Origin of the sequence: Pseudarthrobacter sulfonivorans (assembly GCF_014712225.1) — a bacterium.
Lineage (GTDB): Bacteria > Actinomycetota > Actinomycetes > Actinomycetales > Micrococcaceae > Arthrobacter > Arthrobacter sulfonivorans.
The window spans coordinates 125,561-149,611 of record NZ_JACXBW010000009.1 but is presented as its reverse complement, the minus strand read 5'-3'; the positions used below and the strand labels follow the sequence as shown (position 1 = coordinate 149,611).

Sequence of the window (24,051 nt, the reverse complement as noted above, 5' to 3'; positions counted from 1 at the left end):
TTGCAGTCCTTGGGATGGAACAAGTCTAGGCGGACAGAAAGGCCGGGCTCACATTGTTAAGTGAACCCGGCCTCACTACGGCACCCGGGAGGGCGCCGGCACAGCAGCCTTAGCGGGCTGCCGAGCCCTCTACGTAGTCAGCGTCCTGCTGCTGCCAGGCGAAGAGGGAGCGCAGCTCGCGGCCGACTTCCTCGATGGGGTGCTTCTCAGCCTTGGCACGCAGCGCCTTGAACTCGACGCCGCCGTTGTCCTGGTCCTCGATGAAGCGCTTGGCGAAGGCACCGCTCTGGATGTCGGCGAGGACAGCCTTCATGTTTTCCTTCACCTCGGGGGTGATGACGCGCGGGCCGGAGACGTAGTCGCCGTACTCTGCGGTGTCGGAAACGCTCCAGCGCTGCTTGGCGATGCCGCCTTCCCACATGAGGTCAACGATGAGCTTGAGCTCGTGAAGCACCTCGAAGTAGGCGATCTGCGGCTGGTAGCCGGCCTCGGTCAGGGTCTCGAAGCCGTACTGGACGAGCTGGGACACGCCGCCGCACAGGACGGACTGCTCGCCGAAGAGGTCGGTTTCGGTCTCTTCGGTGAAGGTGGTCTTGATGACGCCTGCACGGGTGCCGCCGATGGCCTTGGCATAGGACTTCGCCAGGTCCCACGCGGAACCGGTGGCGTCCTGCTCCACGGCGATGATGTCCGGGATGCCACGGCCGGCTTCGAATTCGCGGCGGACGGTGTGGCCCGGAGCCTTAGGAGCGATCAGGATGACGTCAACGCCTTCAGGCGCCTCGATGTAGCCGAAGCGGATGTTGAAGCCGTGGGCGAAGGCCAGGGCCTTGCCTGCGGTCAGCTTGTCCTTGATGGAGTCGTTGTAGATGGCACGCTGGTGCTGGTCCGGAGCCAGGATCATGATGACGTCGGCCCATTCGGCGGCGTCGGCAACGGTCTTGACCGTGAAGCCTGCATCCTGTGCCTTGGCGATCGAGGAAGAGCCTTCCTTCAGGGCGATGACAACCTCAACGCCGGAGTCGCGCAGGTTCAGCGCGTGGGCGTGGCCCTGTGAGCCATAGCCGACGATTGCGACTTTGCGGCCCTGGATAAGGGACAGGTCGGCGTCGTCGTCGTAAAACATTTCAGTCACTTGCGTAACTCCTTTTGAGTGGTTTCTCTGGTGTAAATGTGGTGCTGCGGTACTGCACGGGCGTTGCGCCGCAGGTGGGGCCAGGCCCCTTGTTATGCGCTGCGCAAGGCCCTGTCACTCATGGAGCGGGATCCCCGTCCAACGGCCAGGGTGCCGGACTGCACAATTTCGCGGATGCCGAAGGGCTCAAGCACTGAAAGCAGTGCTGTGAGCTTTTCGGGGTGGCCTGTTGCTTCAATGACCACGGAGTCTGTGGAGACGTCAACCACTGAAGCACGGAACAGGTCTGCAGCCTGGGTGACCTGCAGACGAGTTGCGGCATCCGCACGTACCTTGACCAGGATGTGGTCGCGCTGTACGGAAGATTCGGGGGTGAGCTCAACAATCTTGATCACGTTGACGAGTTTATTGAGCTGCTTGGTGACCTGTTCAATCAGTTCACCATCGGCGTCGACGACGACGGTCATCCGGGACATGCCCGGGACTTCCGTTGGGCCAACGGCCAGGGAGTTGATGTTAAAGGCACGGCGGGCGAACAGGCTCGCGACGCGCGTCAAAACACCGGGCTTATCTTCAACCAGAACGGACAGTGTGTGGCGGGTCATGTTCAGTCCTCCTCTTCCCATTCCGGGGTCATGTTGCGGGCAACCTGGATCTGGTCGTTGCTCACGCCGGCGGGCACCATCGGCCACACCATGGAGTCGGGGCTCACCACAAAGTCGATGACCACGGGGCGGTCATTGATTTCGAGGGCCTTCTGGATGGTTGCATCGATGTCCTCGTCCCGTTCGCAGCGGAACGAGGCGCAGCCGTATGCGTCGGCCAGTTTGACGAAGTCCGGGATCCGGACGGTCTCGTGGCCGGTGTTGAGGTCGGTGTTCGAGTAGCGGCCCTCATAGAACAGTGTCTGCCACTGGCGGACCATGCCCAGCGAAGAGTTGTTGATGATGGCAACCTTGATGGGGATCTTGTTGATGGCGCAGGTGGCCAGCTCCTGGTTGGTCATCTGGAAGCAGCCGTCACCGTCGATGGCCCAGACCACACGGTCCGGTTCCCCCACCTTGGCACCCATGGCCGCGGGGACGGCATAGCCCATGGTGCCGGCGCCGCCTGAGTTCAGCCAGGCGTGCGGACGCTCGTACTTGATGAACTGCGCGGCCCACATCTGGTGCTGGCCCACGCCTGCGACGTAGATGCCTTCGGGACCGGTCAGTGCGCCGATTCGTGAGATCACGCGCTGCGGGGCGGTGAGCCCATCCTCCGGCTCGGTCCAGCCCAGCGGGTAGGTTTCCTTCAGGTTGTTCAGGAAGGCCCACCACGTGGTGAGGTCCGGGGTGCCGGACGCTTCGAACTGCGAGCGGACAGCCTCGGTGAGCTCGGGGATGATTTCCTTGACGGATCCCACGATCGGCACGTCGGCGGTTCGGTTCTTGGAGATTTCGGCGGGATCAATGTCCGCGTGGATCACCTTGGCGTTCGGTGCGAAGGACTTGAGGATTCCCGTCACCCGGTCATCAAAGCGGGCGCCGAGGGTGATGAGCAGGTCAGACTGCTGCAACGCTGTCACAGCCGAAACGGTGCCGTGCATGCCCGGCATGCCCACGTGCTGCGGGTGGGAATCCGGGAACACGCCCCGTGCCATGAGCGTGGTGACAACCGGGGCGCCGGTCAGTTCGGCCAGCTCCCGGAGTTCCGCAGAGGCGTGGGCTTTGACCACACCGCCGCCCACGTACAGGACAGGCTTGCTGGCGGCAGCGATCAGCTTGGCCGCTTCGCGGACCTGCTTGTTGTGGCCCCGCGTCACCGGCCGGTAGCCGGGCAGGTCGATCTTCGGCGGCCAGGAGAACGTCATCTGGCCCTGCTGGGCATCCTTGGCCACGTCCACCAGCACCGGACCGGGACGGCCCGTGGAAGCGAGGTGGAAAGCTTCAGCCATGACATGCGGGATGTCGTTGGGGTCCGTCACCAGGAAGGAGTGCTTGGTGATCGGCATGGTGATGCCAACAATGTCGGCTTCCTGGAATGCATCGGTGCCGATCACACCGCTGGATACCTGGCCGGTGATGGCCACCAGCGGCACGGAGTCCATGTGGGCATCCATGATGGCGGTAACGAGGTTGGTGGCACCGGGGCCGGAGGTGGCGATACAGACGCCCACCCGGCCGGTAACCATGGCGTAGCCTTGCGCGGCGTGGCCGGCTCCCTGTTCGTGACGGACCAGGACGTGATTCATGCTGGAGGCCATCAAGGGGTCATAGGTAGGCAGGATCGCGCCACCAGGCAAACCAAAAATATCGTCGACGCCGAGTTCTTCGAGCGAGCGGACAATAGCTTCTGAGCCGGTCATCACCGTTGGGGGTACAACGTTGTTCGGCCCAAGGACAGGAGAGACAGCGGCAAGATCAGTGACGACAGCGGCGTGGTCAGCCGTTCGGTCGGCACGTTCCGGAGCCTTGGGGGCTCCAGCGGACTTGGTAGCCATCAGCGAGGGGCTGATCGGCGATCCTTTGCTCATCGGACTCTTCCTTGTGGATCATTGGTGTCTCTTGGAACTGCGGAAAATAAAAAAACCCCTCAGCCTGGCGGCTCTTCGAGGGGTTGCGCGTGACGGTACGTTACCAGTCGGGCTATGCTGCCACGCGCTTGGTAAGGACGACGGATACACCCAAAACGGCGCCGACAGTAACGTATGCGATCATGCGTTCAGTTTTCCCTCTGGGTGAGATGCCTGTCAACGAGGGTAGTGCTCATCTCACCATATGGACTCCATTGTCCACCAGTTGGGCCCCGTCCCCAACTAAGTAGCAGTAAGTGTCGTTTTGAGCGCTCATAACGACACTTGCTGCTACTTACTTGGGGTTTGATCCTCCGGCAGTCGCTTCGCCGCCGGAGGCTTGGGGTAATTGAGTATCACCCGCAGTACGCGCCGGTAGAGGCGCTGTGGACGAGCTTGGCGTACTTGGCCAGCACACCCTTGGTGTACCTGGCCGGCAGCGGCTCCCAACCGACCTTGCGGGACTCGAGCTCGGCTTCGTCGACCAGGAGGTCGAAGCTGCGGGCGGCGATGTCCACGCGGATCCGGTCGCCGTCCTTGACGAAGGCGATGGGGCCGCCGTCGGCTGCTTCGGGTGCGACGTGGCCGATGCACAGGCCGGTGGTGCCGCCCGAGAAGCGGCCGTCGGTCAGGAGCAGGACGTCCTTGCCCAGACCGGCGCCCTTGATGGCGCCGGTGATGGCGAGCATTTCGCGCATGCCCGGGCCGCCCTTGGGGCCTTCGTAGCGGATGACGACGACGTCGCCGGCCTTGATCTTGCCGTTGTCCAGCGCGTCCAGGGCGCCCTGCTCACGTTCGAACACGCGGGCAGTGCCTTCGAAGACGTCGGCGTCGAAGCCTGCACTCTTGACCACGGCGCCTTCCGGGGCCATCGAGCCGTGCAGGATGGTGATGCCACCGGTCTTGTGGATCGGGTTGTCCAGGGCGCGCAGGATCTTGCCGTCCAGGTCCGGCGGGTTGATCGCGGCCAGGTTTTCGGCAACGGTCTTGCCCGTAACTGTGAGGCAGTCACCGTGCAGCAGACCCGCGTCGAGCAGTGCACGCATGATAACGGGCACGCCGCCGATCCTGTCGACGTCGGTCATGACGTAGCGTCCGAAGGGCTTGAGGTCACCCAGGTGCGGGATCTTGTCGCCGATGCGGTTGAAGTCGTCGAGGGTCAGCTCAACCTCGGCCTCACGGGCAATGGCAAGCAGGTGCAGGACGGCGTTGGTGGAGCCGCCGAAGGCCATGGTCACGGCGATGGCATTCTCGAAGGCTTTCTTGGTCATGATGTCGCGCGCCGTGATGCCCAGGCGCAGCAGGTTCACCACAGCCTCGCCGGACTTGCGGGCGAACTCATCACGACGGCGGTCTGCCGAGGGCGGGGCCGCGGAACCGGGCAGTGACATGCCCAGCGCCTCGCCGATGCAGGCCATGGTGTTGGCCGTGTACATGCCGCCGCAGGCGCCTTCGCCCGGGCAGATGGCCTTTTCAATACGGGTCAGGTCTTCCATGCTCATCTTGCCTGCGGCGCACGCGCCGACAGCCTCGAAGGCGTCAATGAGGGTAACTTCCTTTTCGGAACCGTCCTCCAGCTTGACCCAGCCCGGCATGATGGAACCGGCGTAGAGGAACACGCTGGCCAGGTCCAGGCGGGCTGCTGCCATCAGCATGCCCGGCAATGACTTGTCGCAGCCGGCCAGCAGCACCGAGCCGTCGATGCGCTCGGCCTGCATCACGGTTTCCACGGAGTCCGCGATGACTTCGCGGGACACCAGGGAGAAGTGCATGCCTTCGTGGCCCATCGAGATGCCGTCCGAAACGGAGATGGTGCCGAACTGCATGGGGAAACCGCCGCCGGCGTGGACGCCTTCCTTGGCGCCCTGGGCCAGCCTGTTCAGGGACAGGTTGCAGGGAGTGATTTCGTTCCAGGAACTCGCGACGCCGATCTGGGGCTTCGCGAAGTCGTCATCGCCCATGCCCACGGCACGGAACATGCCACGCGCAGGGGCGGCATGGATCCCGTCGGTAACAACCCGGCTGCGGGGCTTGATGTCGGGCTTGTTCTCGGTCGTTGCTGGGGCGTCGGCGCTCATGGCTCAAAGTCTATGACTCCGATGCTGATAAGGACGACCAGGCAGCGCCGCTTTTGGCCCCTTTCGGGAATATTTGGTTCAGAAAGTGGACTCGTGCCTCAAATTTACGGGGACGGCGGCCGCCGCGCGGGCACCCCCACGTGATCCCGCGAGCCCAACCCCGGCGTCGAACCGTCCGCCCCGCCGCCGGCGACCTAGACAGTGCCGTTCGCGCCGACGTACCGTCATGAAACGGCAACCATGCCATCCGGACTGAAAGGCCCCGCTATGGATTTTGTCCTCTGGATCATTGTGATCGTGCTGATTGTCGGCATTGTGTGGTGGCGGCTAAACCGAAGCAACTCCACGAATAAGCGCAGCGCGACGGCCCGCCGGACTGACGGCGGCCTGTCCGGCGGAAGCGCGGCAGCCTCAGCGGAAGCGGCCGGCACTGCCGGGCTCCCCAGTGCGGCAGGTTTCGGCAGCGCAGCGGAACCCACTCCCCCGACCACGGCCGACGACGACCTGGAGCGGACTGCCGCTCCAGGACACCAGCAAGGTGTTGGCGCACCGGAGTCCGTCGACGAAAAGAATGCAGTCACCGAAAAGGACGCAGTAGCAGGACAGGAAGCCGCCGCCCAGGATTTCCGGGTGGCCGAGCCCCTGGAGCTCCGGAAGGCCGGACTTCCTGCGGAAACCGCAGTTACTGCGGAACCCGGTGCCCAGGAACCCTTGGCGCGTCAGGAACCCCTGGCGGCGCGGGAACCGCAGGCGGGCCCCGAGCCCACCACGCCGGACGAGGCGGCGGCACGCAGGGATGCCCCCAGCAGCGAGGGATCCACGGCCCGGCAAGCGGAGGGCGAGTGGGAGACGCAGTGGTCAGAAGCTGGCGGGGCGGCCCACTCGGCCCACTCGACCGGCCACGGGCTTGCCGGCGCTGCAGCCAGCGGCATTTCAGCCACGGGCGCTGCAGCCACACCGCTGACCGAATCGGCGCCAGCGCCGGGGCCGGTCGAGGCAACCGAGAGTGCCCGCTACGTCCATCACACCGAGTACACCGACCCGCATGCCCCCACGCTCCCTGGAGCCGAAACAGCCGCGGCGGACGACCTCGCCGGCGACCTGTCGGACGGCCTCCCGGGCGATGACTCTGCAGTAGCAGGCCAGGAATCGGTCCGGACAGATGACGGGCCGGCGGCACGAACGGCGTCGCCCGCCGGCCACGGGGCTGCGCCTGAACCGACCGGCCACCTCGCGGCGGAGCACCCCTACGGTGCCGGCTCAGCCTCACCGGGCCCTGACGGCAGCGGCCCGGCCGAATATGTGGTCAAGGGTGATGCCGGCGCGATGGTCTACTACGAGGAGGGGCACCCCGACTATGAGCAAACCACGGCAGAAGTCTGGTTCGAGTCGGCAGCCCACGCGGAGGCCGCAGGATTCCGGGCTCCCCGGAGGACCCGCCTCTGACCACACCGTGATGTCTACACGGCCCGTCCGGGCCGCCGGACTCCCTGCCGGGGCCATGGCGCTGTGCCTCGCGTTGTTTCTGTCAGGGTGCACGGGGAGCGGAAACGATGCCCCAACAGGCAGTATCCCGGAGACGGGCGCCGCCCCCACCGGGGCGGGCAGCGGGACCGGCAGCGGCGCTGTACCGGCTGCCGCCCCAAAAATCCTGAAGCGCCTTGACCTGCAGCTCAACATCCCGTGGGCAGCCGTATTTCTGCCGAACGGCACGGCCATCATCTCCGAGCGTGAATCTGCGCTTCTCAAGGTCGTAAAGGACGGCCGCGCCACCACGATAGGCCAGATCCCCGGGGTCAGCCCCGCAGGGGAAGGCGGCCTGCTTGGCCTCGCCCTCTCCCCCGATTTTGCCAGCGACAGCTACCTCTACCTGTACTACACATCGCCTCAGGACAATCGCATCGCCAGGGTCAAGCTGGCAGAAGCACCCGGCGGGTCCTTGACTTTCAATGCCCCGCAAGTGCTTTTCACCGGCATCCCCAAAGCATCAACCCACAACGGCGGCAGAATCCGGTTTGGCCCGGACGGTTTCCTCTATGCCGGCACGGGTGACTCCCAGCGCAGGGAGCAGCCGCAGGACCCCAACGCGCTGGGCGGAAAGATCCTAAGGATCACCCCTGACGGCCAACCCGCCCCTGGTAACCCTTTCGGCAACGCCGTCTATAGCCTCGGGCACCGCAACGTCCAGGGACTGGCCTGGGACAGTGAGGCGCGGCTGTGGGCCAGCGAATTCGGTCCGGACGTGGATGACGAACTCAACCTCATCGTGCCGGGCGGCAATTATGGGTGGCCTGCGGTAACCGGTGCGCCACACCGCAAAGAGTACCTGGATGCCAAAGCCGTGTGGCCTTCGACGGCGGATTCCTCACCCAGTGGCCTGGAGATTGCCGGCTCCACGGCTTACCTCGGAGCCCTGCGCGGCCAGCGTCTCTGGACCGTTGCCCTCCGCGGCGAGGACGCCGGCACCCCTGTGGCCTATTTCACAGGCGAGTACGGCAGGATTCGGGACGTTATCCGGACCCCCGAGGGCGGGTTTTGGCTGCTCAGCAACAACCAAAACCCTGATTTTGTGCTGGTTCTGGCCCCGCCGACCTGAGTATCCTCATCCCCTGCCCGTTCGATTTCACATGCACCGGAAGTTCGTGTAGAGTTTCATGTCGTTGCGGAGATCAACGGGGAAAGAAAAAGCCACGAAGATCACCGCGAAGAGATGCACCTCTAGCTCAATTGGCAGAGCAATTGACTCTTAATCAATGGGTTCCGGGTTCAAGTCCCGGGGGGTGCACCACGGAAACCCCGTCTTCATAGGCCAGAAGCCTGAAGGCGGGGTTTCGCTTTGCCCGGAAAACACTAGAGGGATACCTGCGGGCTATTTACTTCAGCTGGCGGTGCGCGAGAAATAGAGCCTTATCAGCCGCCAATCTGCATCCGGCGGTGCCGCAACTCCCGGACTGCACCGTTCAGGGGCGACCCGGTGAAGGGCAGGGCCTCCAGATTGACGGCCAGAGCAGCGGCCAACGCGATTTTATTTGCGGCCGTGGCCGCCCGTTCGGGGAGCCCGATGCTGTCGGCGAACTCCTGCCAGTGCTTGGCGTTGAGGTTCTTCACCTTGCCGGAAAGGGTCAGCGCCATGGTGTCGTCGCCATAGACCAGTGTGCACGGGATGTCATAGACGGGGGCCACCACCCAGCCACCGTGCCGGCCTTCCAGCACCGAGGCGTTCTTGGCGTGCAGGTCACCGTTGCCGGTCAGCCAGGCGAAGACGAACTGCAGGTAGAGGTTTCTTGAGGCGACGGCCCTGGCTTTGCACAGCCCGGCCAATGCCAGCACTACGTCCTCAGAGCTCACGGAGTATTTTGATGCAGGCGGAAGGTTCACGACCTGGGCAGCATCCTCCAGTGCCAAACGAGAGGGTCCACTTTCCGTGGGGCGGTCGAACCGTTCCACCAGCAGCCCTGGCAGGCCGTTCCGGTCAGTGACGACTCTATGCCGGGCGACAGGGATTTTCAGCGCTTTCGCCCCCGTGAGGTGCGCCGCTTCGTTGACGACAAGGTGGGCATGCAGCGGCGGATCCAGCTTAAGCAGGTAGCGGCGGCTTGCCAGGGCAAAGGGAGTGGTCAGCATGGAGGCGCTGGCTTTGGCCTGGACCCCCGGCAGGCCATAGGGATCCACAGCGCCGGCGAGGGCAGCGAAATCAAGGTCCTCCGGCCGCGAGGTGTCCGCCAGTGGCAAAGGCTCCTCCGGGATTTCTCCGGCGGGCACGATCTGGACATCGCCGGGTACGTCTGCGCCGACGGCCAGGAGGAGGCTGAGTTCATCGCCCAGGCTGGTCTTCACGGCATCCTTAAGCATAGTGAGTCGGTGCCCTTCGGGCAGGAGTCCCGAAAAGAAGGATGGTAGCGCCCCGCTGGGCGCTTCAACAGGCGCCGCCGCGAGGGGCAACGTGGTACTGACGGGACGGCCGCTCGAGCCAAGGTAGTCGGACGTGTAGGAGAAGACGACACTCCCCCGCTCCGTCCTTTTCAGGTGGCCCGCCAGCAGGCCGGTCTTGTAAACGTCGGCGCTTCGCACAAACTTAAGGCGGCGCAGGTCCTCAGTCATCGACGGCCTTGAGATGCAGGCCCACTGCGTTGGCCGCGGCGGCAACCGTAGCAAGTGACGGATTACCCGTTCCCGTTTCGATCGCGTGAACCGTACGGGACGACGTGCCAATCAGGTCGGCCAACGTGGCTTGAGTGATGCCGGCTTCCTTCCGGGCCCGGCGGATGCTGGAACCGATGGCGGCGATGTCGTCCATCCCTGCCTTTCTGAAATATGTTGCGGAAACGGCCCGATTACCGACAACTATGCCGGAGAGAACGTCCGATTCGCAAGATATTTCAGAAATGGCTTACTCCGGGTATACCGGCCCGCTGAACGCCAGATTCTGCAAGATATTGCTGCTTTGCGCTGCGGTCAATACCACGCTGACTGTCTCGGTGATGGATGCCTGTCCAGGTGCCGAGGGCGATTCAACGACAATCTTTTTCCGAGCGTTTCGAGGCGAGCGTCCCTAGCTCAGCGGCGAGCCGTCCACCAGGGCGCGGGTGGCCGGTGATGAGAACTGACTTGCCAGTTCCCTGACGACAGCCTGAAGCTCATGCCGCAACAGGTCAGGATCGATGGTTGCCGCGGCCAGCACCGAGCGCTCCATCTCTACGGCGGCGGCTGCCGCTTCCCGGCCACTGTCGGTGAGGGATACCACCTGGCTGCGCCGGTCAGAGGTGCTGCGCACGCGGGCGATGTGGCCGTGGGCCTCCAGCCGCGTAAGCGTCTTCCCCATGGTCTGGGCCTGTACCCGAACAAACTGGGCGAGCTGTGCTTGGGTCATGGGACCCTGGGCTGCGAGCACTTCAATGGCTATCACGCCTGCATGCGTCAGCCCGATGGCGCCGAGCTTCTCGTTCCAAGAGTGTTCCACGAGGCGCGCCGCGGTGGACAATAAGCGCCCTGTGGGCCAGCGATCCATGTCAGGCATACCTGCAAGTATAGCTAAGGCTGGTTAGCATCGATTGCAGATGCTTACTAGGGTGATACGTCCCGCTTGCAACAAGGAGATCAACATTGGCTGAAAGACTTCTGACCGGTGCCGTGGCGCCCGGCTTCACATTGAAGGATTCGTCGGGTCAGGACGTGAGCCTGGCTTCGGACCGGGGCGCCGGCACCATCGTCTATTTCTACCCGGCGGCCTCCACCCCCGGTTGCACCAAACAGGCGTGCGACTTCCGCGACAACCTGGCCTCCTTCACCGCGGCCGGCTACCGCGTCCTGGGCGTCTCCCCCGATTCAGTCGAAAAACTCGCCGCCTTTGCCGCCAACGAAGATCTCAGCTTCCCGCTGCTTTCAGACGAAGACCATGCCGTGGCCGACGCCTACGGCGCGTGGGGCGAAAAGAAAAACTACGGACGGACCTACGAAGGACTGATCCGCTCCACCATCGTGGTCGATCCTGACGGCAAGGTGGCGTTGGCCCAGTACAACGTGCGGGCCACCGGGCACGTGGCGAAACTGCGGCGCGACCTCAAACTGGACCGGTAGCCGAAACGCGTCTGCAAGGACGCGGCAGGGGCCGGGGACTGACAGGAACGGCACCCGGCCGAGGCTACAATGGAAACTGGCATCCGCCGTCGTACGTTTTGCTCCCGGTCCAGTCCGCTGGCCGGAGCAGAAACACCGTCAGCTGCCAAGCGCGAGTGGTGAAATTGGCAGACACGCAGGATTTAGGTTCCTGTGCCTTCGGGCGTGGGGGTTCAAGTCCCCCCTTGCGCACATTTACCCAGAGATCCCGGGCCCCACGGCCCGGGATCTCTGCATTTAACCGAATGGCCCCATAACCACTGATTAAAGAAAGTCTTTTCGATCCACCCATCCATTTCGGAACTCCGCCCGAATACCCCATGAGACACCAGCCAAGGGCAGGTGCCCGATAGTCGGAACAGGTCACGCGGCAGGCGCCATGTCTGCGGCAGGCAAGAAATCGGCACAAACAAGGAGAACCGAAATGCAGTCATTCAAGCGCACATCCTTCACCGTCGCAGGCGTTGCAGCTGCAGCCCTGCTGAGCCTCACGGCTTGCGGCGGATCGACCACAACGGCACCGAGCACCTCCGCTCCGTCGGCCGCACCGACGACGTCCAGCATGGCGCCGTCACCGTCCATGACCGCCAGCGCCGCCGCCATGGATCCGGCAGCGAACCTGGTGGGCAAGGGCTGCGCCGGCTACGCCGAGAAGGTCCCCACCGGCGCGGGTTCGGTTGCCGGCATGGCCCTTGACCCGGTAGCGGTCGCCGCCTCCAACAACCCCATTTTGACCACGCTCACGGCCGCCGTCTCCGGCAAGCTGAACCCGAAGGTTGACCTCGTGGACACGCTTAACGGCGCCGAGTTCACCGTCTTCGCCCCGGTGGATGACGCGTTCGCAAAGATCGACGCGGCAACCATCGAGACGCTGAAGACCGACGACGCCCTGCTGAGCAAGATCCTGACCTACCACGTAGTTCCCGGCCAGATCACCCCTGACAAGATCGCCGGCACCCACGCCACAGTCCAGGGCGGTTCGGTCACCGTGACCGGCAGCGGGGATGCGCTTCAGGTCGACGGCGCCAACGTCATCTGCGGTGGCGTCAAGACCAAAAACGCCACCGTTTACCTGATCGACTCGGTGCTGATGCCCAAGTAATACACCTAAACCGGCGCCGGCCACCGGCGGCACCAGGGACTCACAGCGGCCCGTTCCCACCAGGAACGGGCCGCTACCTTGCGCCGGGCAATGCGGTTACCGGGAACACCGGGCCCCGTCAATTAGACTGTGTCCTTGGCCCGCAGTAGGCGGCGCCGGCCAGAAACAGCCCAGAGGTGATAGACGAGTGCCCAGCAGTACATCGCGGCGAACGGTCATCAAGACCGGCGCCGTTCTTATGGCGTTAGGCCTGACAGCCTGTACCAGCACCCCCTCGCCGTCACCGTCGTCCACGTCACCCACAACGCCCGCCACGGCATCCGAGCCCACCGAAACGTTCACCTTCGGCACAGCATCCCAGCCTTTGGGGCTGGACCCGGCCCTCTCAAGCGATGTGGAGAGCTACCGGATCACCCGCCAGATCCTTGAGGGCCTGGTGGGAGTCGACCAGACCACCGGAAAACCCACCCCGCTGCTGGCGACGGAATGGACCGAATCGAACGAAGGCCGCACCTACACCTTCAAGCTCCGCACCGGTGTCTTCTTCCATGACGGCACGCCGTTCAACGCCGATGCCGTCTGCCACAACTTCAACCGCTGGTTCGCGTTCCCCGCGGAACTCCGCATGCAGGCGCCGGGAATCTCTTTCAAGAGCGTGTTCAAGGCCCATTCCGACGACGCTGCCCTCTCCATCTTCAAGAGCTGCACCGCAGAGGCCCCTGACACGGTCCGGATCGACCTCACCCAGCCCTTCACGGCCTTCCTCCAGGCACTGACCCTGCCGGCCTTTGCCATCGCCTCCCCCGCAGCGCTGACCACAGGCACCGCCGATGTGCTCAACCAGACGCGGTACGGCAACCCTGTGTCCGCATTTGCCACCAACCCCGTGGGCACGGGGCCATACAGCCTGGCCGCCTGGGACGAAACCAGCGTCCGCCTCGTCACCCACAAGGAGTACTGGGGAAACCGTGGCCAGATCGCCACCATCAATTTCGTCACGTACGACCACCCGCAGACACGCCTGCAGGCCCTGTTGGATGGCAAGATCGACGGTTACGACGCCGTCACGGTGGGGAACTTCGACCAGCTCGTCAAGCGGGGCATGCAAATCGTCCAGCGTGACCCGTTCTCGGTGATGTACCTGGGTATGAACCAAGAAATCCCGATCCTTCAGAACCTGAAGATCCGCCAGGCCGTCGAGTTGGCGATCGACAAGGACACCCTGATCCGCAAGTTCTTCATCGATAACACGGCCAAGGCCACACAATTCGTCCCGCCCAAAATCAGCGGCTTCAACAACGAAGCCCCGGAATTGGGCCACGACCCGGCCAAGGCGAAGGCCTATCTTGCCGAAGCCGGCTACGCCGGGGAAGAGCTCCGGTTCTACTACCCGCTGAACGCCACCCGTCCCTACCTGCCCACGCCCGAGAAAATCTACGCGGAGCTGAGCAGGCAACTGACCGCCGTCGGGTTCAACGTCAAGCCTGTCCCGGTGGACTGGTCTGACGGCTACCTCCAGAAGGTCCAGTCACCGGGTGACCACGCGCTGCACCTGCTCGGCTGGAACGGCGCCTATTCGGACGCCGAAAACTTTGTTGGCCCCCTGTTCGGCGAAAAGAATGGTGAGTTCGGCTACCAAGACCCGCAGGTCTTCTCCAAGATCAACCGGGCCCGGGGCCTGCCCGCCGGCAAGGAACGCGATGAGCAGTACCACACCATCAACGCCCAGATCGCGGCCACTGTCCCGGCTGTTCCCATCGCCTTCCCCATTTCGGCGCTGGCCCTGTCAGACCGCGTCAGCAGCTATCCGGCGTCCCCGGTACTAAGTGAAGTTTTCACGAAGGTGCAGCTAAAGCCTTGACGGCCGCGCCCAATTTCAGTATGCGGGCCGGGCAGGGATATTCTGTGACAGCCAGAGCCGCTGCTATCGGAGACTGATTGTGACCTTCATATCCAAGACCCAACATGCCGACGTTGTCCTGATTGGCGGCGGCATCATGAGCGCCACCCTCGGGGCGTTCATCAAGCAGCTAGAGCCGAACTGGACAATCTCCCTGTTCGAACGCCTGGACCAGCCGGGCCTGGAAAGCTCCGACCCCTGGAACAATGCCGGAACCGGCCACGCCGCACTGTGCGAGCTCAACTACTCCCCCGCAGCCAAGGACGGCTCGGTGAATCCTGCCAAGGCGCTGCTGATCAACGAACAGTTCCAGCTCTCTCGCCAGTTCTGGTCCCACCTGGTCCAGGAGCAGCTGATCGGCTCGCCCAAGGGCTTTATCAACACCGTCCCGCATATGAGTTTTGTGATCGGCGAGAAGAACGCCAGCTTCCTCAAGACCCGCTACGAGGCACTGAAGTCCCACACCCTGTTCCGCAGCATGGAGTACTCCGAGGACCACGCACAGATCGCAAAGTGGGCGCCGCTGATCGTCAAGGGCCGCGACCCCAAGCAGCGCATCGCCGCCACCCGGGCGGCTGAGGGCACCGACGTCGACTTCGGGGCCCTGACCCGTGAGCTGACCACCTACCTGGGCAATAACGGCGTCGAGGTCAACTACGGCCACGAGGTTAGCGGCATCACCAAAGCGTCCGACGGCGGCTGGGACCTTTCACTGAAATACCCGGCTTCCGGCGAGCACGGGAAAATCCACGCCAAGTTTGTGTTCGTCGGCGCGGGCGGCGGTGCGCTGCACCTCCTGCAGGCTTCGGGAATCCCGGAGAGCAAGGGTTACGGCGGATTTCCCGTGTCCGGCCAGTTCTTCCGCTGCACCGATGAGACCCTCGCGGCCCAGCACAGCGCCAAGGTTTATGGCCAGGCGTCCGTGGGCGCCCCGCCCATGTCCGTCCCGCACCTGGACACCCGCTACGTCAACGGCAAGCGCTCCCTTCTGTTCGGCCCGTACGCCGGTTTCTCAACCAACTTCCTGAAGAACGGCTCATACCTGGACCTGCCGCTGTCCATCCGCCCCAGCAACATCATTCCGATGCTGGCCGTGGCCAAGGACAACATGGACCTCACGGCCTACCTGATCAAAGAGGTGGCCAAGCGCCACGGCGACAAGGTGGAGGCGCTTCGCGAGTACTACCCCGAGGCCAAGGACGGCGATTGGGAACTGATCACCGCCGGCCAGCGTGTACAGATCATCAAGAAGGATCCGAAGAAGGGCGGCGTGCTGCAGTTCGGGACTGAAGTGATCGCCGGCCGCGACGGCTCGATCGGTGCGCTCCTGGGCGCGTCGCCCGGCGCGTCGACGGCGGTACCCATCATGATCGAACTGATGCAGAAAGCCTTCCCGAAGAACTTCAAGGGCTGGCAGGGCAAGCTGAAGGACATGATGCCCGGCTACGGCGTGAAGCTCGACGAGAACCCGGACCTGGCTGCCGAACTCGAAGCGGCCACCGCCAAGGCACTCCAGCTGGAAAGCGTTCCCGCCAACCACTGACGCATCGCCGGCCTGGCGGGCAGGTCCGGTCCCAGCAGTCCGTCAACCCCACAGGAGACCACGCGATGTTCCGGCTGGCACAACTTTCACTGGCAAACCGGGCACTGATCGCGCTGATCACCGTCTTCGCATCGGTGTTCGGCGTGATCACCATGTCATCGCTGAAGCAGGAACTCATCCCCTCCATCGAGTTCCCGCAGATCACGGTCCTGACCCCAATGCCCGGAGCCTCGCCGGAAGTGGTGGACAAACAGGTCAGCGCCCCGCTGGAGACAGCCCTGAACGGGGTGGAGGGACTGGAGTCCACCTCTTCGACGTCGCGTAACGGCACGTCGCAGATCACCATGGTCTTCACCTATGGCACCAACCTTGACCGTGCCCGGAACCAGATTGACCGGGCCATCTCCAACGCCAAGCGTTCCCTGCCGGCGGACGTGCAGCCGCAGGCGTTCGCCGGCAGCATCAGCGACTTCCCCATCGTGTTCCTCGCGGTGTCCTCGGACAAGCCGCTCAGCGAACTCAACGCGGACCTCCAGCGGCTCTCGGTCCCCCGGCTCCAGAAGATCGACGGCGTCCGCGGCGCCGACGTAACCGGCGGGGCAACCCAGCACATCGAGGTCCTCCCGCGGCCCGAAGCGATGGCCGCCAGCGGTGCCACCATCGAGTCCATCCGGAACGCGCTGGGGAACAACGGATCACTGATCCCGGCGGGCACCATCGAGGAACAGGGCAAGACCCTGTCCCTGCAGATCGGCAGCCCGGTGGACTCCCTGGACACCATTAGGTCGCTGCCGCTGGGCGGGGCCAAAAACGGGGCAACGATCGGCACGGTCGCGGACGTCAGCCTCAAAGACAACGAACGCACGTCCATTACCCGGACCAACGGCGAGGAAACGCTGGCAGTTTCCGTCACCAAGAAGCCTGAAGGCGACACCGTGGGCATTTCCCACGCCGTCAACGACTCGCTGGCCGCCCTTGAGGCGGAACTGGGATCCAACGCCAAGTTCACCGCCGTGTTCGATCAGGCGCCGTTCATCGAGAAGTCCATCAAGGACCTCACCACCGAGGGCCTGTTGGGGCTGGGCTTCGCGGTGGCCGTCATCCTGGTGTTCCTGATGTCCGCGCGCTCCACCCTGGTGACAGCGGTGTCCATTCCGCTTTCGCTCCTGGTGACTTTCATCGGGCTTTCGGCGACGGGCTATTCGCTGAACATCCTGACTTTGGGCGGGCTCACCATCGCGATCGGTCGCGTGGTGGACGACTCCATTGTGGTGATCGAGAACATCAAGCGCCACCTCAGCTACGGCGAGGAAAAAGTGGCCGCCATCCTCACCGCGATCCGCGAAGTGGCCGGGGCCATCACCGCCTCGACGCTGACCACCGTGGCAGTCTTCCTGCCCATCGCCTTCGTCGGCGAGCTCGCGGGCGAACTGTTCCGGCCCTTCGCGCTGACGGTCACCATGGCGCTGCTGGCATCCCTGCTGGTCTCGTTGACCATCGTTCCGGTCCTCGCCTACTGGTTCCTTAAGAGCCCGGCCGTTGCCGCACCAGGCTCCGCCGCCCGTGAAGCCGCTGCCGCTGCCCGGGCCAAGGCGCACGAGTCCGAACAGAAAAGCCGGCTGCAGCGCGCCTACCTGCCCATCTTGAGCAAGACGCAGAAACATCCGGTGTGGACCCTCGTTGCCGCCCTGCTGGTGCTCGGCGGGACAGGTGCCATGACGCCGCTTCTGGCCACCAACCTCCTCGGCGATTCCGGCCAGAACAGCATGACGGTCCGCCAGGTGCTGCCGGCGGGGACGAGCCTTGCCGACACCAGTTCCGCGGCGGTAAGGCTCGAGGAAGTCCTCCGCGGCATTGAGGGCGTCAAGAACGTCCAGGTCACCTCAGGCAACGCGCAGGCCGGCTTCGCCGCCCTCACCTCCTCCGGCTCCTCCAACTCCACGTTCACCGTGGTGACGGACGAGAAGGTGAACCAGGCAAAGCTCCAGGAAACGGTCCGCACGAAATTGGCCGGGGTGGCCGATTCCGGGAAGATTACCGTCGGCTCCCAGCAGGGCGGCTTTGGCACGTCCTCGACTGTGGACATCACCATCAAGGCGGCGACCTCCGAGGACCTCCGCACGGCCAGCGACACCGTGGTGGAAGCCATGACCGGTGTCCCGGAGACCAGCGAGGTGACCACCAACCTCGCGGCCAGCCAGCCGGTGGTCCAGGTCAAGGTGGACCGGGCCAAAACTGCCGCCGCAGGACTCAACGAGGAGCAGGTGGCCGGCGTCCTGGCCGCCACGATCAGTCCCATCCCGGCCGGCACCGTCCGGATCGAGACCAACGACTTCCCCGTACAGATCGGCAAAGGCACCCGGTTCACGAGCATCGACGCGGTGCGCGGCATCGCCTTGCCGGCCGCGGCCGGACCGGTGACCCTGGGCAGCATCGCTTCCGTCGAGAAGGTGGACGTACCGGTTTCCATCACCGCCAGCAACGGCCAGCAGACCGCGAAAGTGTCAGTCACGCCGTCGGGCTCCAACCTCGGTGCGGTGAACGCCGAGGTGCAGAAGCGCCTCGCGGAGGTCAGCCTGCCCGCCGGGGTCACGGCGGAACTGGGCGGCGCCACCACCCAGCAGGCAGAGTCCTTCCGGCAGCTGGGCCTGGCGCTCCTCGCGGCCATCGCCATTGTCTACGTCATCATGGTGGCCACCTTCAAGTCCCTGGTCCAGCCGCTGATCCTGCTGGTCTCGGTTCCGTTTGCGGCCACCGGAGCCGTCGCGCTGCTCCTGGCGACCGGCGTTCCCCTGGGCCTGCCATCCCTGATCGGCATGCTGATGCTCGTGGGAATCGTGGTCACCAACGCGATCGTGCTCATCGACCTCATCAACCAATACCGGCAGCCGCGGAACGGCCTGCCCGGGATGACCGTGGCGGACGCCATCACGCACGGGGCGCGGCAGCGCCTCCGCCCCATCCTGATGACCGCCCTCGCCACTGTCTTCGCCCTGACGCCCATGGCGCTGGGTCTGACCGGGGGCGGCGGTTTCATCTCCCAGCCACTGGCAGTGGTGGTCATCGGCGGGCTGGTGTCCTCCACTGCCCTGACTCTGGTGCTGGTTCCCGTGCTGTACCGCCTCGTGGAGGGGCGGCGGGAACGCAGAACGCTGCTCCTGGCCCTGCAGGAGCGCCCTGAGTTTGCGGCGGCGGACGACGTCGACGCAGAGTTCAGCGACTGGACCACCGGCATGACGCCCAAGGTCAGCGGCCGCCGCGCCGCCGCGGGCGACCCCGAGTAGCCCCGCGCCGGAGGGGCAACACCGTACGTGCTTCCTCCATCGCAGACGTCGCAGAAGTCGCAGAAGCGAAAGGGAGGGGGAGCCATTCGGCTCCCCCTCCCCGCTTCGGACGCTCCTTCGTGATGCCCGCCCGCCGCTTACTCGGCGGTGTGTGATGCCCCCAGCAGCTCCCGCACGCGCGCCGAAACCCTCACGAAGTCCGGATCCTCCATGGTTGCCGCATAGTCACGATGCGAACCGAGCGGCACGTCAAGGGTTTCGAGGATCGTGCCGGGCCGGGCACTCATCACCACCACGCGGTTGGCCAGGAACACCGCCTCAGCCACGGAGTGGGTCACCAGGATCACCGTAGTGCCGGTTTCGCGCCAGATGCGGTGCAGCTCGATGTTCATGCGTTCCCGGGTCAGGGCGTCCAGCGCGCCGAACGGTTCGTCCATCAGCAGGACGTCTGGCTCGTGCAGGAGAGCCCGGCACAGGGAAACCCGCTGCTGCATACCCCCGGACAGCTCATGCGGGAAGGACTTTTCAAATCCCCCAAGGCCGGTCATCTCGATCAGCTCGTCCGCGCGCCGGGCTGCCTTGGCCTTATCCATGCCACGCATTTCGGCCTGAAGCAGGATGTTTCCCCTGACGTTGCGCCACTCGAGCAGTGCCGCCCGCTGGAAGACGTAGCCGATATCGCGGCGCGGCCCCTTGATCTGCTGGCCCCGCAGTTGCGCCTGGCCGCTGGTCGCAGCGGTCAATCCGGCCACGACCTTGAGCAGGGTGGACTTTCCGCAACCCGAAGGCCCGGCAATTGAAAGGAATTCGCCCTGTTCAACATTGAGGTTGATGCCGTCCAGGGCGGTCATCCTACTGCGTTTGGTGGAGTAGGTGATGTTCAGGTTTTCGATGGTCACAACCGGTTGGGTCGTAGTCACCCGTTTCTCGTGCAAAAGGGCTGTCATGTCGTTCTCAGCTTTCACTTTGGCTGGTACTGCGAATCGAAGTATTTGGACGCGTCGCTGCCTTCTCCGATGAGGCCTGCTCCGGAAAGCGTCTTGATGGTTGAAGCCCAGTCAGCGGGATCATTGATGCCCGGGTTCTTGCCCTTGGTGGCCGGCGTGCTGAGCAGTTTGATGGTTTCTGTCCACTGTTCCAGCACCACGGCCTGTGCCGGGACCTGGGGGTCTTTGCCTTCCATCGACTTGGCAGCAGCTTCAGGATTGGCTATGGCCGCCGTGAACGATTCCGAGACGGCAGCCATCATCTCCTTGGCCAGGGCAGGGTTCTTGGCCAGGTAGTCATCGGAGGAGATCAGGCCGTTCGAGTAGAAGTTGATGCCCTGGTCGGAGTAGCGCAAGTACGTCATGGCCTTGCCACTCTTGGCTGCAATGGTCGGCCCCTGGTCGTGGGCGAATCCAATCAGGCCATCGACCTTGTTTGAGAGGACCGCCGCGACCTTTCCTGCAGCGTCGAGGTTCTGCTGCTTCACATCCGTTTCCGCAAGGCCTGCTGCCTTCAGGAAGAGCGGAAAGGTGACGCTGGGAGCATCTCCGGCAGACGTGGCGATGGTCTTGCCTTTGAGGTCGGCTACCTCCTTGATTCCCGAGTCGGTGAAGACCTGCACGGCAGAGGGAGTGGTCTGCAGGTAGACGCCGAGGCTTTTCACCTTGACCCCTTTGTCCACGTTGGCCAGGACCGCGGGGGTATCGGCCCAGCCGAAGTCCATCTGGCCCTGGCCGGTTGCCTGGACAGTCTTGGTGGAACCCTGGCCCGCCTTGATGGTCAGGTCGATGCCGTGCTTTTTGAAGATGCCCTCTTGCACTCCGTAGTAAAACGCAGCGTGCTCGCCATAGGGATACCAGTTCAACATCAGGGTCGCGGGTTTTGACTCTGCGGATCCGGAGGCAGCGGTTCCAGGCTGCGTTGCTCCACCGCATCCTGTGAGGGCGAGTGATCCCGCCGCGATGGCGGCCAGGACGGCTGTACGGACAAGTTTCATAGTGTTCTCTCCATTGAGTTGGAATGCGGGTAAAGGAATTAGCCGTTGGTGGATGCGCCGCCGGTGCGCCGCGAGGCCTGCCACGGAACGAGGAACCATTCGGCAATCTGGATGATCGCGAAGAGCAGAATGCCCAGGAGGGACATGATGATCAGGGCCGCGAAGAGCATGGCCGTGTCGATGTTGCCGTTGGCCTGGAGGATGACGTAGCCAAGGCCCTCATTGGCCCCGACGAATTCCCCGACGACTGCGCCCGTGACCGCCAGGGTTGCCGCCACCTTAAGACCGGAGAACAGCTGGGGCAGCGACGCCGGCAGCCGGACCTTGAGGAATGTTTTGAAGGGATTGGCTCCCATGGTCGAGGTCAGCTCCAGGATTTCCGGATCGACTGACCGCAGGCCGGCCATGCCGGATACCACGATGGGGAAAAAGGCCATCAGCACCGCGACCCAGATCTTCGGCTCCAGGCCAAAGCCAAGCCAGACCACGAACAAGGGAGCAATGGCGATCTTTGGGATAACCTGCGCGAACAGGATGATGGGGTACATGGTCTTCTCCAGCGACCGCGAGTAGACCATCAGGACCGCGACGAGTTCACCCAGAAGTATGGCAATGACAAAGCCCAGGACGGTCTCCAGCGTTGTCACGCCCGTGTGCTGGGCCAGATACGTTCCGTTCTCGCTCAGGGCCCTGAGGGTGTCCTGGGGACTGGGAAGAATGAAGGGAGCCACCCACTTCTGCGCGGTGACCAGCCACCACAAAAGCACAAGGGCGAAGACGAACGCCACGGGCCGCCAAAACTCTGCTGCCCATTTCGCGAGGAAGTTGTTCTTGCGGGGACGTGGATCCATATCGGGGCTTTGCCGTTCGGACTGGACACTCACCGCTCGGGCATCGCTGACGGTTGATGGCATGGGGATTCTCCGCGTTATAGAAAGGGACAGGAGCTTGGAATGCGCTTTCCTGATCCACAATCTAGAGTGATTCGGCCCACATGTCAAAGGTTTGGGGCATACTCGGCAAGCCCTTTCCCGCAGAGTCCGCCTGCCGCAGTGCAATGCGGTCCGGCCGCGTGGGGTTGCGAAGGGAATTTCCGGGCCCATGAAACGTTGAAGCCCTCGATACATGCAAATGCATGAACATCTGGTATATTGATAACAATCCCAGAGAAGTCCAGGAACGGAAGGCCAACCATGCAAATCGGCGTATTCAGCGTCAGCGACATCACCGCTGACCCCACCACCGGCCGCACACCCACCGAGAACGAACGCATCAAGGCGTCCGTTGCCATCGCCAGGAAGGTCGAAGAAATCGGCATGGATGTCTACGCCATCGGCGAGCACCACAACCGCCCCTTCTTCTCATCCTCCCCCACCACGACGCTTGCCTACATCGCCGCCCAGACCGAGCGGATCACCCTGTCAACGGCCACAACACTGATCACCACCAACGATCCGGTCAAGATCGCCGAAGACTTCGCGATGCTCCAGCACCTGGCGGATGGCCGCGTGGACCTTGTCCTGGGCCGCGGCAACACGGCCCCTGTCTACCCTTGGTTCGGCAAGAACATCCAGGACGGCGTGGAACTGGCCATCGAGAACTACAGCCTGCTGCGCCGGCTCTGGGACGAGGACACGGTCAACTGGTCCGGCAAGTTCCGCACGCCGCTGCAGAACTTCACGTCCACGCCCCGCCCGCTCGACGGCGTCGCCCCCTTCGTGTGGCACGGCTCCATCCGCACGCCGCAGATCGCAGAAGTGGCCGCCTACTACGGCGACGGCTTCTTTGCCAACAACATCTTCTGGCCCAAGGAGCACTACCAGCAGCTGATCGGCCTCTACCGCGAACGCTACGAGCACTACGGCCACGGCACGGCGGACCAGGCAATCGTGGGGCTCGGTGGCCAGTTCTTCATGCGCAAGAACTCCCAGGATGCCGTCAAGGAATTCCGTCCCTACTTCGATAACGCGCCCGTTTACGGCCACGGCCCGTCGATGGAGGACTTCACCTCGCAGACTCCCCTCACCGTGGGAAGCCCGCAGGAGGTCATCGAGAAGACGCTGACGTTCCGTGAGTACTTCGGCGACTACCAGCGCCAGCTGTTCCTGATTGACCACGCAGGGCTCCCGCTGAAAACCGTCCTGGAGCAGCTGGACCTCTTCGGTGAGGAAGTCCTCCCGGTCCTGCGCAAGGAGTACGCTGCCAAGAAGCCGGCCCACGTGCCGGAGCCCCCCACCCACGCCGGCCGCGTGGCTGCCCTCATGGCATCCCAGGCCAACGAAAAAACATCCTCGGAGGCGTGATGGCTGCCGAAGGCAAGGAAGCGCCGAGCCGGCTGGCGGCGGAGACCTGGGAGTCGCTTTTCCGGGCCCAGGTGGCGGTCATGCGCAAACTCCAGGCGGGCAAGGCCTTCAAAAACGTGGCCATCAACGAGTACGACGTCCTGTTCACACTCTCCCGGTGCCCGTCCGGCTGGCTTCGGCTCAACGAACTCAACGACCATGTCCTGCTGAGCCAGTCGAGCCTGAGCAGGCTGGTGGAGCGGCTGGAAAAGCGCGGCCTCGTGGTCCGGCAGCCCGCCCCGGACGACGGCCGGGGCGTCCTGTTGAAGCTGACCGAGGAAGGGGCGGCACTGCAGAAGGAGATCGGCCGCGAGCACGTGCGGGACATCTCCAGCCTGGTGGTGCCGGCCCTGACAGCTGCCGAGCAAAAAGAGCTTCAGCGGCTGACGGACAAGCTCCGTAATTCCGTGGGTGCCAAACCACTCAAGTAAACGCCGGACTCAGCGCCCCGGCCGGCCCCCTGGCAGGCCGGTCCGGAAGCCGACAGCCCGGACCGGCCAGCCTGGAACCAGA

19 protein-coding genes and 2 tRNA genes are annotated in these 24,051 nt (G+C 64.0%); 11 read left to right on the top strand and 10 right to left on the bottom strand.

Features of this window, described 5'->3' with window-relative positions:
- Positions 1-109: 109 nt before the first annotated feature.
- The 4 genes from ilvC to ilvD form a co-directional block, all read right to left on the bottom strand.
- Entirely contained in the window at positions 110-1,219 is a 1,110-nt protein-coding gene (gene ilvC / locus IAQ70_RS13270) for a ketol-acid reductoisomerase (protein ID WP_190989854.1), read from the bottom strand.
- 8 nt (positions 1,220-1,227) lie between these two features.
- Positions 1,228-1,740: an acetolactate synthase small subunit gene (gene ilvN, locus IAQ70_RS13265; RefSeq protein WP_190989779.1), complete on the bottom strand. Its 513-nt coding sequence runs from the start codon at positions 1,738-1,740 to the stop codon at positions 1,228-1,230.
- Positions 1,741-1,742: 2 nt separating this feature from the next.
- Positions 1,743-3,650 carry an acetolactate synthase large subunit gene (locus tag IAQ70_RS13260; RefSeq protein WP_190989778.1) on the bottom strand — a complete coding sequence of 636 codons (1,908 nt, stop codon included), beginning with the start codon at positions 3,648-3,650 and terminating at the stop codon, positions 1,743-1,745.
- A gap of 395 nt (positions 3,651-4,045) precedes the next feature.
- Positions 4,046-5,767, bottom strand: a complete 1,722-nt coding sequence (gene ilvD, locus IAQ70_RS13255; RefSeq protein ID WP_190989777.1) for a dihydroxy-acid dehydratase — start codon at positions 5,765-5,767, stop codon at positions 4,046-4,048.
- A 267-nt stretch (positions 5,768-6,034) separates the two neighbouring features.
- On the opposite strand from ilvD, the gene IAQ70_RS13250 reads away from it, so the two are divergent.
- From IAQ70_RS13250 to IAQ70_RS13240, 3 genes are all read left to right on the top strand, one after another.
- Positions 6,035-7,213, top strand: coding sequence for a sunset domain-containing protein (locus IAQ70_RS13250; RefSeq protein ID WP_190989776.1), 1,179 nt, complete (start codon positions 6,035-6,037; stop codon positions 7,211-7,213).
- Between the two features lie 10 nt (positions 7,214-7,223).
- Positions 7,224-8,363 carry a PQQ-dependent sugar dehydrogenase gene (locus tag IAQ70_RS13245; RefSeq protein ID WP_190989775.1) on the top strand — a complete coding sequence of 380 codons (1,140 nt, stop codon included), beginning with the start codon at positions 7,224-7,226 and terminating at the stop codon, positions 8,361-8,363.
- A 116-nt stretch (positions 8,364-8,479) separates the two neighbouring features.
- Positions 8,480-8,555, top strand: a tRNA-Lys gene (locus IAQ70_RS13240).
- 122 nt (positions 8,556-8,677) lie between these two features.
- Here IAQ70_RS13240 and IAQ70_RS13235 read toward each other — a convergent pair.
- From IAQ70_RS13235 to IAQ70_RS13225, 3 genes are all read right to left on the bottom strand, one after another.
- On the bottom strand, positions 8,678-9,868 hold the full coding sequence (locus tag IAQ70_RS13235) for a type II toxin-antitoxin system HipA family toxin (RefSeq protein WP_190989774.1): 1,191 nt from the start codon (positions 9,866-9,868) through the stop codon (positions 8,678-8,680).
- Positions 9,861-10,064 (bottom strand): helix-turn-helix transcriptional regulator, encoded by a 204-nt coding sequence (locus IAQ70_RS13230; protein WP_190989773.1) that lies wholly within the window; start codon positions 10,062-10,064, stop codon positions 9,861-9,863. Before IAQ70_RS13230 ends, IAQ70_RS13235 begins: the two co-directional genes overlap by 8 nt.
- A 255-nt stretch (positions 10,065-10,319) precedes the next feature.
- A complete protein-coding gene (locus IAQ70_RS13225; RefSeq protein WP_190989853.1) occupies positions 10,320-10,775 on the bottom strand; it encodes a MarR family winged helix-turn-helix transcriptional regulator in 456 nt (151 codons plus the stop codon).
- Between the two features lie 95 nt (positions 10,776-10,870).
- Between IAQ70_RS13225 and bcp the strand changes: the two genes are divergently transcribed.
- The 6 genes from bcp (at position 10,871) to IAQ70_RS13195 (ending at position 19,212) form a co-directional block, all read left to right on the top strand.
- Positions 10,871-11,344: a thioredoxin-dependent thiol peroxidase gene (gene bcp / locus IAQ70_RS13220; protein WP_190989772.1), complete on the top strand. Its 474-nt coding sequence runs from the start codon at positions 10,871-10,873 to the stop codon at positions 11,342-11,344.
- Between the two features lie 149 nt (positions 11,345-11,493).
- Positions 11,494-11,575, top strand: a tRNA-Leu gene (locus tag IAQ70_RS13215).
- 232 nt (positions 11,576-11,807) lie between these two features.
- Positions 11,808-12,485, top strand: coding sequence for a fasciclin domain-containing protein (locus tag IAQ70_RS13210; protein ID WP_190989771.1), 678 nt, complete (start codon positions 11,808-11,810; stop codon positions 12,483-12,485).
- A 187-nt stretch (positions 12,486-12,672) separates the two neighbouring features.
- Entirely contained in the window at positions 12,673-14,346 is a 1,674-nt protein-coding gene (locus tag IAQ70_RS13205; protein ID WP_407682586.1) for an ABC transporter substrate-binding protein, read from the top strand.
- Positions 14,347-14,425: 79 nt separating this feature from the next.
- The gene (locus IAQ70_RS13200; RefSeq protein ID WP_190989770.1) at positions 14,426-15,928 is read left to right on the top strand and encodes a malate:quinone oxidoreductase; all 1,503 of its coding nucleotides are present in this window, start codon (positions 14,426-14,428) and stop codon (positions 15,926-15,928) included.
- Positions 15,929-15,993: 65 nt separating this feature from the next.
- Positions 15,994-19,212: an efflux RND transporter permease subunit gene (locus IAQ70_RS13195; RefSeq protein WP_190989769.1), complete on the top strand. Its 3,219-nt coding sequence runs from the start codon at positions 15,994-15,996 to the stop codon at positions 19,210-19,212.
- A gap of 137 nt (positions 19,213-19,349) precedes the next feature.
- Here the strand turns inward: IAQ70_RS13195 and IAQ70_RS13190 are convergent, their stop codons facing one another.
- Genes IAQ70_RS13190 through IAQ70_RS13180 form a run of 3 tightly spaced genes read right to left on the bottom strand, consistent with a single transcriptional unit; the run spans position 19,350 to position 22,047 of the window.
- Positions 19,350-20,132: an ABC transporter ATP-binding protein gene (locus IAQ70_RS13190; protein WP_317983655.1), complete on the bottom strand. Its 783-nt coding sequence runs from the start codon at positions 20,130-20,132 to the stop codon at positions 19,350-19,352.
- A 41-nt stretch (positions 20,133-20,173) separates the two neighbouring features.
- Positions 20,174-21,196 (bottom strand): ABC transporter substrate-binding protein, encoded by a 1,023-nt coding sequence (locus IAQ70_RS13185; RefSeq protein WP_190989767.1) that lies wholly within the window; start codon positions 21,194-21,196, stop codon positions 20,174-20,176.
- A gap of 38 nt (positions 21,197-21,234) precedes the next feature.
- A complete protein-coding gene (locus IAQ70_RS13180; RefSeq protein WP_223860018.1) occupies positions 21,235-22,047 on the bottom strand; it encodes an ABC transporter permease in 813 nt (270 codons plus the stop codon).
- 342 nt (positions 22,048-22,389) lie between these two features.
- Between IAQ70_RS13180 and IAQ70_RS13175 the strand changes: the two genes are divergently transcribed.
- Together IAQ70_RS13175 and IAQ70_RS13170 are read left to right on the top strand one after the other, a co-directional pair.
- Positions 22,390-23,499, top strand: coding sequence for an LLM class flavin-dependent oxidoreductase (locus IAQ70_RS13175; protein WP_190989765.1), 1,110 nt, complete (start codon positions 22,390-22,392; stop codon positions 23,497-23,499).
- Complete coding sequence (locus tag IAQ70_RS13170; protein ID WP_190989764.1) at positions 23,499-23,969, top strand: MarR family winged helix-turn-helix transcriptional regulator; 471 nt, start codon at positions 23,499-23,501, stop codon at positions 23,967-23,969. Before IAQ70_RS13175 ends, IAQ70_RS13170 begins: the two co-directional genes overlap by 1 nt.
- The last annotated feature ends 82 nt before the right edge of the window (positions 23,970-24,051 follow it).

Bases quoted from the DNA above. Each gene is read 5' to 3' on its own strand.
- ilvN (WP_190989779.1), bottom strand. From the start codon at position 1,740: ATGACCCGCCACACACTGTCCGTTCTGGTTGAAGATAAGCCCGGTGTT.
- IAQ70_RS13260 (WP_190989778.1), bottom strand. From the start codon at position 3,650: ATGAGCAAAGGATCGCCGATCAGCCCCTCGCTGATGGCTACCAAGTCC.
- ilvD (WP_190989777.1), bottom strand. From the start codon at position 5,767: ATGAGCGCCGACGCCCCAGCAACGACCGAGAACAAGCCCGACATCAAG.
- IAQ70_RS13250 (WP_190989776.1), top strand. From the start codon at position 6,035: ATGGATTTTGTCCTCTGGATCATTGTGATCGTGCTGATTGTCGGCATT.
- IAQ70_RS13245 (WP_190989775.1), top strand. From the start codon at position 7,224: ATGTCTACACGGCCCGTCCGGGCCGCCGGACTCCCTGCCGGGGCCATG.
- IAQ70_RS13235 (WP_190989774.1), bottom strand. From the start codon at position 9,868: ATGACTGAGGACCTGCGCCGCCTTAAGTTTGTGCGAAGCGCCGACGTT.
- IAQ70_RS13230 (WP_190989773.1), bottom strand. From the start codon at position 10,064: ATGGACGACATCGCCGCCATCGGTTCCAGCATCCGCCGGGCCCGGAAG.
- IAQ70_RS13225 (WP_190989853.1), bottom strand. From the start codon at position 10,775: ATGGATCGCTGGCCCACAGGGCGCTTATTGTCCACCGCGGCGCGCCTC.
- IAQ70_RS13210 (WP_190989771.1), top strand. From the start codon at position 11,808: ATGCAGTCATTCAAGCGCACATCCTTCACCGTCGCAGGCGTTGCAGCT.
- IAQ70_RS13195 (WP_190989769.1), top strand. From the start codon at position 15,994: ATGTTCCGGCTGGCACAACTTTCACTGGCAAACCGGGCACTGATCGCG.
- IAQ70_RS13185 (WP_190989767.1), bottom strand. From the start codon at position 21,196: ATGAAACTTGTCCGTACAGCCGTCCTGGCCGCCATCGCGGCGGGATCA.
- IAQ70_RS13180 (WP_223860018.1), bottom strand. From the start codon at position 22,047: ATGGATCCACGTCCCCGCAAGAACAACTTCCTCGCGAAATGGGCAGCA.
- IAQ70_RS13175 (WP_190989765.1), top strand. From the start codon at position 22,390: ATGCAAATCGGCGTATTCAGCGTCAGCGACATCACCGCTGACCCCACC.
- IAQ70_RS13170 (WP_190989764.1), top strand. From the start codon at position 23,499: ATGGCTGCCGAAGGCAAGGAAGCGCCGAGCCGGCTGGCGGCGGAGACC.